The sequence below is a fragment of the Holospora curviuscula genome (genome assembly GCF_002930195.1).
Classification (GTDB): Bacteria; Pseudomonadota; Alphaproteobacteria; order Holosporales; family Holosporaceae; genus Holospora; species Holospora curviuscula.
In genome coordinates this window covers 1-2,334 of record NZ_PHHC01000073.1, presented here as the reverse complement: position 1 = coordinate 2,334, position 2,334 = coordinate 1, and the positions used below count along the sequence as shown (strand labels likewise).

The window sequence follows — 2,334 nt, the reverse complement described above, 5'->3', positions numbered from 1 at the left end:
GCCTATTAAAGTCATTCAATACTCTCTTCCATGACCTAAACTCTTTAGGGAGATTTCTCCAAAATCAGCCGTTTTTTGCGCTATAAACTCTGCCGTTCCATACCCGCCTAGTATCTTTAGCCGGCGGGCTTGCTTACTTTCCACCCTTCGTCTTTTAGATCACTTGTATAGCTTTTTGACATTTCTCACCTCTCTTTGGTGTCAATCACGTGACGGGTTCTTATTCTCCACTACAAAAATACATACGATTTAAGATATCTAGGAAAAAAATACATAAAAAACCATTACAGTCAGTCTCTAAAACAAGAAATAGCGATCAGATCACTGATTTTGTTTCTTGGAAATTTTTATGTTAAAAAAATAAAGTTATCTGAGCAAAGGAAAAACACAAAAGAAAGCATCAGCAAGTTTTGAAGTATACGAGAATACAATAAGTATAGTAATTTATAACCAAAGCAGTCTAAACAGAATATAATAAGAGTAAGAAAGAAAAATAATATAGCGTTAGAAGCGTATATTATGCAATAAAGCGTTTAGGCGTGACCTATAAAAAAAACACTCCATCCTGCGAGAACAGATCTAGAAAAAAGATGTATGTTCTGCCAAAGGATTGAGGCACAAGAAAAAGACGGAAAATCAATGGATTACCTAGAAAAAAGTCCCAGGATATGCCCCAGAAACACAGCTATTCTTGGAAGGTAAGGTGGTGTTATGGGATTCATGATGGGGGAAAAACACACAACACATGCTATAGGGGCGCTTATCGGCGCCACAATAGTTGCGATGGGTCTATTGAGCGGGTCAGTCAATGCTAATGTTTTTATTTGTTGGGTAGAACATATATTACTTCCTAATCTTCCAAACAAAAGGGGTAGTGTCATGCACAATGCTTCTTTCCACAAGGGATAATCCCATTGAGAAACAATGGGATTAAGCTAAAAACATTAGAATATCCTGAAATTGCTCCATCGATGCGTTCTTTCCTCTCTATTGTTCATGGTCATTTTATGCTGATTTGGCTATAGCCTGAAGATAGGATTTTAAAGAATTAAAGTAAGACTTTATATCATTCCGTACATTGAGTGAGGGTAGGGCTAATTCATCATTTTATATTAGCCTAGAATATTTCAATGGCGTTCAGGTCGAGCGAATACAGCGATAAGAACATTAGCCTAAAGCCAAGCGATTCTATTAATTCAAGCATTATGGCATAAGGTATGATCCATAATCATTCCGGGGTTTAGCGCTTTGATTCAACACTGTTATTACCAATGATTAAAAAGATTCGTATTGTAAGAACTCTTAAAAACCATGAAATTGATCCATTTAATTATCTTAGCTATACTATGAGTTATTTTCTAATAATTATCACACTTCTTATTAACCATTTTTTTACTTTTTTTTACCCCCACTCTTCTCTTGGAAACTCGCCATATCAAAATCACTTTCATCAATATATACAAGATTTTTCTTGGGTACATCTTTTATTAACTTCTAGATATCTCTCTAGTGTTTTCTTCTGCTTCCCTAGAGCAAAAAGGTGTTTTTATCACCCAATTCTAGCTTCTTAAATACTACTAAGGCATGCTTATAATAAACGCATCCTTAATATCTTTTAATCTACTATTCTCACAAATGATTTTATTTTTGAATAACCCAGTCTACGTTTACATCCTAAACTTTTTTTAGCATCGTAATCCCCTTCTTTCTTATATCAATTATGCCATTTACTCACTGTATTGCTGTGCACCTCAAACACTTCTGATGCTTTTTTTTATATTTTTCAAGCCTGTATTTAGGGATTAGCTCTCCGCCTTAACAAGAATATAGAATGCACGATCCTCACCCTATTTTCGGCAGCTGCTAAAGCCATTTCGTACGCTTTAGACAATCTTGGATAATGATTGAGGCCAGCCAAGGTTCGTTCAACGACCCATCTTTTGGCGAGCGCAGCCCATCTTGGGGTTCTGAAATTTCAATTGTCTTGTTAAGACCATTTCTCATAAACGCTAGCATGGTTTTTCCATACCCGGCATCAGCGCAAACGCCTTTCGGTGTCGGATAGTGTTGCAGAGCCGCTTAAAAAACATTGCACTTCCCCTACGGTGATTAGCGTCATGAACAGTCCCAAGCACTCAATTTCCTTGTGTATCCACAACACGATGGCGTTTACGTCCCTTTTTTTCTCCATCAATACCGTGTTGTTCACAAGCTCCGGTAGTTTTAACACTGTGTGAATCAATCCTGCGATCGCTCGAATCTTCATTTCCACTAGCTTTTATCCGAATTATCTTGACAAGCGTGATTAGTACTTTTTCCCATATTCCTTTGATT

4 protein-coding genes and 1 pseudogene are annotated in these 2,334 nt (G+C 36.8%); 1 reads left to right on the top strand and 4 read right to left on the bottom strand.

Annotated elements, in window-relative coordinates; genetic code table 11:
- Positions 1 to 15 precede the first annotated feature (15 nt).
- Positions 16 to 144: a hypothetical protein gene (locus tag HCUR_RS09780; RefSeq protein ID WP_279337454.1), complete on the bottom strand. Its 129-nt coding sequence runs from the start codon at positions 142 to 144 to the stop codon at positions 16 to 18.
- 576 nt (positions 145 to 720) lie between these two features.
- Here HCUR_RS09780 and HCUR_RS01745 point away from each other — a divergent pair.
- Complete coding sequence (locus HCUR_RS01745; RefSeq protein ID WP_129591836.1) at positions 721 to 909, top strand: hypothetical protein; 189 nt, start codon at positions 721 to 723, stop codon at positions 907 to 909.
- 954 nt (positions 910 to 1,863) lie between these two features.
- Here HCUR_RS01745 and HCUR_RS08235 read toward each other — a convergent pair.
- The 3 genes and pseudogenes from HCUR_RS08235 to HCUR_RS10055 all read right to left on the bottom strand — a co-directional run.
- Positions 1,864 to 2,016, bottom strand: coding sequence for a hypothetical protein (locus HCUR_RS08235; protein WP_165780635.1), 153 nt, complete (start codon positions 2,014 to 2,016; stop codon positions 1,864 to 1,866).
- Positions 2,017 to 2,035: 19 nt separating this feature from the next.
- Positions 2,036 to 2,161 (bottom strand): hypothetical protein, encoded by a 126-nt coding sequence (locus tag HCUR_RS09775; RefSeq protein ID WP_279337451.1) that lies wholly within the window; start codon positions 2,159 to 2,161, stop codon positions 2,036 to 2,038.
- Positions 2,136 to 2,334 (bottom strand): annotated as a pseudogene (locus HCUR_RS10055) (IS5 family transposase); the annotation flags it as partial. The pseudogene HCUR_RS10055 and the gene HCUR_RS09775, both read right to left, overlap by 26 nt.